We start from the raw sequence: 7765 nt of genomic DNA on the forward strand, positions 1-7765 counted from the left end.
GTGCGAATCCTTGCCAATACTGGGGCGAGACAGGTATTTTATCTTTCAACCTTTAGTCACTAGCTGGAACCATTAAAAAGAGTCGATGGCAAAAAATGTCATCGGCTCTTTTAATTTACACAAATTGCACTAAAGATAATCCGCCGTCACGGACCGTTGTGCCTTGTGTATCCCACTCACTGGTCCCTCATAGAGCACCTCGCCCCCTTTGGCACCACCATCAGGCCCAATGTCAATCAACCAATCGGCACTGCGCATGACATCAAGATTGTGTTCAATCACGATAACCGTGTTCCCTTTATCCACTAATTTATTGATAATTTGAATAATTACCGTAATATCCGAGGGATGCAACCCCGTAGTCGGTTCATCCAGAATATAAATATTTCCGCGTTTATTGAGTTCCTTCGCAATCTTTAACCGTTGCCCCTCACCACCGGATAGTGTGTTTAGCGGCTGGCCCAGCGCCAGATATCCCAAACCAACTTCCAGCACCCGTTTTAACTTAGCAACAACCTTGGTTCCCTTAAAGAACTCGGCCGCCTCTTCAACGGTCATCGCCATAATATCGACAATATTTTGCTGCTGATACTGGTATGTCAGCACTTGCGGGTCAAATCGGCCACCGTGACATAGGGAGCATTCAACCGTCGCGTTTTCCATGAACGATAGGTTCAGCTCAATCACACCTTTTCCCCCACATTGCGGGCAAGCCCCTTTCGAGTTGTAGCTAAACAGGCTATCACTGACACCATTCTCATCGGCCAGTAGCTTTCGAATGTCGTTCAACACACCAATATAAGTGGCCGGATTTGACCGACTATTGGCATGGAGTGGCCGCTGGTCGATCCGAATTGCTTCCGGATGTTCCGGCGCAAAGACCTGTTCCACTAACGTACTCTTGCCAGAACCAGCTACCCCAGTAACTACCGTAAACAAACCTTGGGGAACGTTTAACACGGCATCCTGCAAGTTGTGCAAGCGACTCGCTTGACTCGAAATAAACTGTGTAGGCGTCCGCGGATGCGCGTTCACTGGCAAGTGTCGCAACAGAAACTTACCAGTCAATGTTTCAGATGCCAATAATTCGGGATAAGTTCCCGTAAAGGTGATCTGCCCGCCATGAGTTCCCGCCTTTGGTCCCACATCGACCACATAATCAGCCACCTTAATCACGTCGGGGTCATGTTCAACGACAAGGACAGTGTTACCCTTGCTACGTAACTTGATCAACAAGTCATTCAATCGGTGAACGTCACGCGGATGTAGTCCGGTACTAGGCTCATCCAAAATGTAAATCAAGTTTGTCAGGCTATTGGCCAGGTATTTAACCGTCTTGACTCGCTGTGACTCCCCACCGGATAGGGTCGTCGTCTCACGCGTGAGGCTAAGATAGTCCAGTCCAACATCAATTAACCCTTGAACGCGTTCACGGATACTGTTGATTAACCCGGACATCCGTTCATCAGTAAATTTACTCAACGCGGTTAACAACTGATTCAATTGCATGTCAGTTAGATCAAATAGATTATACCCGTTAATTTTAGAGGCTAAAACTTGTGGATTGTAGCGTTTGCCTTGGCAATCTGGGCAAGGACTCATCGTCGCAAATTTCTCAATCTTCTTACGCGTACCCTCACTGATTCCTTGACTTGTCTTCAAATTTTGACGGTAGAATTGCTGTTCGATTCCTTCAAACTTAGCCTTCAACTGAGCCCCCCGATAGTGAACGGTTATTTCAGTTGGTCTCCCATTCAACAGTAAGTTCATTTCATCCGCCGTAAACTCTTTAACTGGCTTGTTCAACTCAAAAAGACCGGTATCCACTAAGATTTGATAGTAATAGGAGGTCGGATTGTAGCCTGGCAATTGAATGGCACCATCAGCAAGCGACTTACTTTGATCTAAAGCGGCATCTCGCTGTAAGACATAGGTCTTTCCAATTCCCTCACAGGTTGGACACATCCCCGCTGGATCATTGAAGGAGAAAGCATTACTGGCCTGTCCATACTGCGGCCGACCAAATCGTGAAAAGAGGATTCGAAATAAAGCATTAATGTCACTGACTGTCCCCAAAGTTGAGCGCGCATTGCCGCCAAGCGGCTTCTGGTCGATCACAATGGCGGTCGATAAGTTATGAACTTCATCAACGTCAGGTCGGTGATAGTGGGGTAAGTACAGCCGCGTAAAACTGTCATATGTACTATTCAGCTGACGACCAGCCTCCTGCGCAATCGTATCAAATACTATAGATGATTTCCCAGAACCGGAAACACCGGTGAACACAGTTAGCTTATTCTTAGGAATTCGTAGACTGATATTTTTCAGGTTGTTCTCACGGTCATTTACAATCTCAATAAATTCTGGATCTGACATGGACATAACCTCCGTCTGATTGGCTTGGCGACACAACAGAAGTCTAGATTACCATAGTCAAGACCCTAAACAAAGTGAAAAGGCTTCAAAAAGAAAAGAAGCAGCACGGCTGGGAAAACCATACTGCTTCTCACTTATAACTTTACTCATTTTCCCGAATAACATCCATAAATGTCTCGCCATACTTCTCCAGTTTGCTCTGACCCACGCCCTTCACGGATAAGAATTCTTCATCATTCTTTGGGAGCACTTCACACATGCCGTGCAAGGACTTATCCGAGAAGATGACAAACGGTGGCACATGCTGTTCTTCAGCTAGACGCCGTCGGAGTTCACGGAGCTTGCCAAAGAGTTCATCATTCTCTGGTGCTAGGCGTTTAACCTGCCGGGCCATCTTACGGTAGACTTGTTCCTCACCTTTTAAGACCGCTGCCCCGTTGGCTGTGACCTGCAGCGTTGGATACTGACCACCCACACTCTGCAAATACCCTGCCGCCGATAAGAAATCGATTAGCTCGCCAACACTTTTCTGCCGCTGTCCCTGCATGATCCCATACGTTGGTAGCTCTTCTAAATGGTTTTCACGAATCCGCTGATTGTGAGCACCCGTCAAGACCTGGGCCACAATTCCCTTGCCATACCGTGACCGCAATCGAACAACGCACGACAAGACCTTTTGGGCCGCCGTCGTTACGTCTTGTGCTTCTCGATCATCCAGACAGTTGCTACATCTTCCACACGGTTCCGATTCTTCCCCAAAGTAATTTAAAATAAACTGCTGCAAGCACCCCTGCGTATTAGCGTATTGACTCATGACCTGTAGCTTATGATAGGAGCGCTGCCGGTGCTCCTCATCCATCTCTTCCGATTGATCAATGAAGAACCGTTGAATTTGTAAATCTTGTGCTCGGTACAGTAGGATTGCCTCACTCGGCAAACCATCCCGACCGGCACGCCCTGCCTCTTGATAGTACGCTTCAAGCGTGCCTGGCACCTGGGCGTGAATCACAAACCGCACGTTACTTTTATCAATCCCCATCCCAAACGCATTCGTCGCGACCATAACCTGAATCCGATCATATAGGAAGTCTTCTTGATTCTGCCGTCGTTCATCATCCGGTAAGCCAGCATGGTAAGCTGCCGCCTGAATATGGTGGCGCGTCAACAGATTTGTCAGGCGTTCTACTTCCTTACGCGTACTGGCATAAATGATCCCTGTTTCGCCCGCATTAACTTTTAAATAATCCAGAATGTAACGATCCGTGTCCTGATTTTTAACCACCGTCAAGTTCAGATTATCCCGGGCAAAGCCAGTATTAACCTCATTTTGTGGCGCAATATTAAGTTGTTGCCGAATATCGGCTGCCACCTGTTCCGTGGCCGTCGCCGTGAGGGCCAATACTTGTGGGTGGGTGGGGAGCTGTTCGATTGCCGTGCTCAACGCAAGATAGCTTGGTCGAAAATCATGACCCCACTGAGAAATACAGTGGGCCTCATCCACTGCCAGCAGATCTATCGGTAGCCGTCCTAATGCCTGAATAAAGGCTGCCGAATCCAATCGCTCAGGCGCCACATAAAGCAATTTGTACGCACCATCATGCAGTGCCGCCAATCGCTCTTGAATCTCTGGCCATTCCAACGAACTGTTGATAAAAGTTGCTGGAATGCCACTATCATTTAACGCATCAACCTGATCCTTCATCAAAGAAATCAACGGTGACACGACCACTGTGATCCCGGTAAACAACATTGCCGGAATCTGATAGCATAGGGATTTCCCACCACCCGTTGGCATGATGGCCAGACTGCTATCCTCGGCTAGCACGTGTTCAATCACCGCACGTTGACCTGGACGAAACTCGTCGTAGCCAAACGTTGTCTTTAATACTTGTTGTGCTGCCGTTAAATCTATCATCACTGGCTCCTTAAATAGCTCATTTCTTCTTTATATCGTTTGACTTCAATATTTCTATTTTAAAGGCTAAGACCGCGTAATACAACCGAACGCCCTGTAACTTTTTGACCCTTGTTTGCCACAACAACATCAATTTTTCCAAATTATGCCGGCAATATTCTAGTATTAACATAAAAATTTTTTATAATAAATTACCCACCAAATCAAATCACAATTACCCTCACATTTCAGACAATATGGATAATTGTCGACAGGTATTGATACCTGATATGCCGCGGAAAGGTAGCGATTTCATGCAGTTTGTAGCCATTATAACAAGCTAACTATTTAGATATTAATTAAACCGACATTGTCTGTAATTTTCACTAAATATAGTTGACAGCTAAGATAAACTAGCTTATAGTAAATTAAATCGTACGCAATTGAATTGGAGTGATCGCGCATGGCACCAGACGATATGACCTTGACCAACCAACTATGTTTCTCGGTCTACCACGCTAGTCGCTTGTTTACCAAGTTCTATAAACAGGCGCTCGAGCCCTTTCAGCTCACTTATCCGCAGTACCTGGTTTTACTTTCCTTATGGGAAGAGGACCGGCAACCCCTGCATAAGTTGGGCGAGCGACTCGACTTCGGTAGCAATACCCTGACACCTTTACTGAAGCGGATGGAAACAAATGGTTGGTTGACGCGTAGTCTGCCAGCCACCGACCACCGGCAATTAATTGTCTCCCTGACTGAACAAGCTCGGGACACGAAACCGGAAATTTTTGCCGCTATTCATCAATGTGTTGCCCAGCAAAACGTCGATGTTAGCAAATACAATGACACTCTAGCTATGAATCACGAACTGATTGCGACCCTACAAAGGATGCTCAAGTAGCATCTTTTCTTTACTCGCATCAATCGTGCACGACTAAAATTAAGAAAAAGAGGTTTTTCAATCAATGACAGAAACAAATTATGACGTTGCCCTCATCGGTAGTGGCCACGCAACTTGGCACGCCGCCGTCGCCCTCAAGCAAGCTGGTAAATCCGTGGTCCTCATCGAACGGGACATGATTGCTGGCACTTGCACCAACTATGGCTGTGATGCCAAAATTTTACTAGACGGACCATCTGAATTGCTCGCCCAACTTAAGAATTATCGGGGCCTAGGGGTTACTACTGAGACTGCCGTTGATTGGAAAAGCTTCATGGCTTACAAACATCAAGTTATCGACCCCCTTTCTGACCAAATGACGACGCTTTTTACCCAGATGGGAATTGATATGATCCACGGCTCTGCTATCCTAATGGGTAACCACTGCATCCAAGTTAACGGTGAAATTATTCGGGCCGTAAACATCGTTATTGGAACCGGCCAGCACTCAAAACGCCTGCAAATCAGTGGTCGTGAATTCATGCATGATAGCCGAGAATTTCTGAACTTGCCTGAACTTCCCGAACATGTGACCTTCATCGGTGCCGGCATTATCTCCTTGGAATTTGCCGCATTGATTATGGAATTGGGCGCTCAGGTAACAATTATTGATCATGGCTCACGCGCAGTAAAAGGTTTTAGTGCCGATCAAACGTCTAAGCTCATTGCTAAAATGGAAGCAGCTGGCGCAACCTTTGTCTTCAATGAAACGGTTCTCGCAGTCGATGTCACAACTGACGGCTATACCGTCACCACGGCAAACGGTCGCAGTGTGGTCACCAACTATGTCTTAGATGCTACCGGCCGTGAGCCCAACGTCACGTACCTTGGATTGGAAAATGCTGGTATTCACAGTAGTGCCGCCGGTATCGAGGTTGATGATCATCTGCGAGCTAACGGCGATAATATCTACGCCAGTGGTGATGTGATCGATAAGCAACTTCCCAAGCTGACGCCGACTGCAACTTTTGAATCCAATTATATTGCTCGCCAAATTTTAGGCGACACAGCACCGATCACTTATCCCGTCATCCCCAGCGTTCTTTTTAGCCTACCACGACTGGCTCAAGTGGGTGTGACGGTCGATGAAGCCAAGACGGATGCTGAAAACTATCACGTGCAAACGATTCCTTACGGCCAACTGTTTACGTTTGAATATAAGAATGAAACGGATGCTGAGGTAACGGTGGTCTTGGACCAGACAAATCACTTAGTTGGCGCCGCGATTTACGGTATGGATGCTCCCGACTTGATTAACGTACTGGTCATGATTATTGAACAACGACTAGACGCTACGGACCTGAGCCGCCTCATCTTTGCCTTCCCAACAGCCACCCAGGGCATCATTGACGCCCTGACCCCCCTGCTGATGCCCGAAATGGCTGCGGAGGCTTAACTGAATGAACTTGGAACTGAGCTAATGTAAAAATATTAGCTCAGTTTTTTGTCTTTTAAAAAAATAAGTGCCGCTAAAATACGGAGTTATCTACGTTAGAGTCAACCACGCCCGTTTAAAAACGGACGCTTGTGAGAACCACACCCCACGGTATGGCGACCACAATTTGCTTAGATACAGCGCTTGCCTACGAATAGGACTTATCCGCTAATTACCAAAGCCTTTTAGGTCCGCAGGTTGCCAGGCGGACTCGTTTTTTATAATGTTGCTAAACCCTTAGCTAATATATTTTTAGCTGCGTTATGATCACGCACGTGGAATACCCCACAATTAGGACATGTCCACTTACGGTCAGCCAACGTCAACTTATTTTTTCCGGCCATGACGTGTCCACAATCGCTACATGTCTGTGTCGTATTTCGGGGATCGATTGTCAAAAATTTTCTACCGTATAAGTCAGCCTTATAAGCCAACATACCCAGTAAGGTTCGCCAGCCAACATCCGAGATACTCATTGCCAAAGCGTGGTTCCGCAACATATTTTTACCCCGCAGTTCTTCGGCTACGACTAAATCGTGGTTTTTGATTAAGGCCGTAGAGACATGGTGCAGGAAGTTCTTGCGTTGGTTAGCGACTTTAAGTTGTAATTTCGCCAATAGTAACCGTTGCTTTTGATAATTCTTTGATGCGGATAACCTTCGTTGACTCTTTTTAGCTCGTCTAGCCCGCCGTGACAGCTTACGTTGGGCTTTAGCTAGTTTCCCTCTAATCGTCCGGTAGTAATGGGGGTTATCAATCACTTGGTCATTAGAGTCCGTCAGAAAATTAGTAAGGTTCAAGTCGATGCCGACTTTAGATTTAATAACTGATTGCTCAGAAACGAAGGGGTATTCCGACCCAAGCTGCATGGACACAAAATAATGTCCTACGGCGTCCATTAAGACTGTTGTCGTCCCAATTCTAATGTCATCAGTCTGGTCTAAAATTTTCGATGGTAGCCCCTTGAAACGGAGACGCCCCAGTTTAGGTAACCTTAGGTGATGGGAATCATTTAGTCTTACGCTACCATTACGCATGGTTGGCTCGGTCACTTTGGCACTGTAAAGACATGACGTTTGATAAGTCTGAGTATAACCACGTTTATGGAATTTAGGGG

The 7765-nt window shown here is 46.5% G+C and carries 5 protein-coding genes; 2 read left to right on the forward strand and 3 right to left on the reverse strand.

What is annotated here, in order from left to right:
- Nucleotides 1-129 precede the first annotated feature (129 nt).
- The gene (locus FC99_RS11870) at nt 130-2376 is read right to left on the reverse strand and encodes an ATP-binding cassette domain-containing protein (protein WP_048735280.1); all 2247 of its coding nucleotides are present in this window, start codon (nt 2374-2376) and stop codon (nt 130-132) included.
- Nucleotides 2377-2518: 142 nt separating this feature from the next.
- Nucleotides 2519-4291 carry a DNA helicase RecQ gene (gene recQ / locus FC99_RS11875; RefSeq protein ID WP_048735277.1) on the reverse strand — a complete coding sequence of 591 codons (1773 nt, stop codon included), beginning with the start codon at nt 4289-4291 and terminating at the stop codon, nt 2519-2521.
- Between the two features lie 442 nt (nt 4292-4733).
- Between recQ and FC99_RS11880 the strand changes: the two genes are divergently transcribed.
- Complete coding sequence (locus FC99_RS11880) at nt 4734-5174, forward strand: MarR family winged helix-turn-helix transcriptional regulator (RefSeq protein ID WP_048735274.1); 441 nt, start codon at nt 4734-4736, stop codon at nt 5172-5174.
- A 64-nt stretch (nt 5175-5238) separates the two neighbouring features.
- Nucleotides 5239-6609: a dihydrolipoyl dehydrogenase family protein gene (locus tag FC99_RS11885; protein ID WP_048735271.1), complete on the forward strand. Its 1371-nt coding sequence runs from the start codon at nt 5239-5241 to the stop codon at nt 6607-6609.
- Between the two features lie 257 nt (nt 6610-6866).
- Here FC99_RS11885 and FC99_RS11890 read toward each other — a convergent pair.
- A partial coding sequence (locus tag FC99_RS11890) for an RNA-guided endonuclease InsQ/TnpB family protein (protein WP_235805921.1) occupies nt 6867-7765 on the reverse strand: 899 nt, incomplete at its 5' end.

Source organism: Levilactobacillus koreensis JCM 16448 (genome assembly GCF_001435525.1).
In the GTDB taxonomy this organism is placed as follows: domain Bacteria; phylum Bacillota; class Bacilli; order Lactobacillales; family Lactobacillaceae; genus Levilactobacillus; species Levilactobacillus koreensis.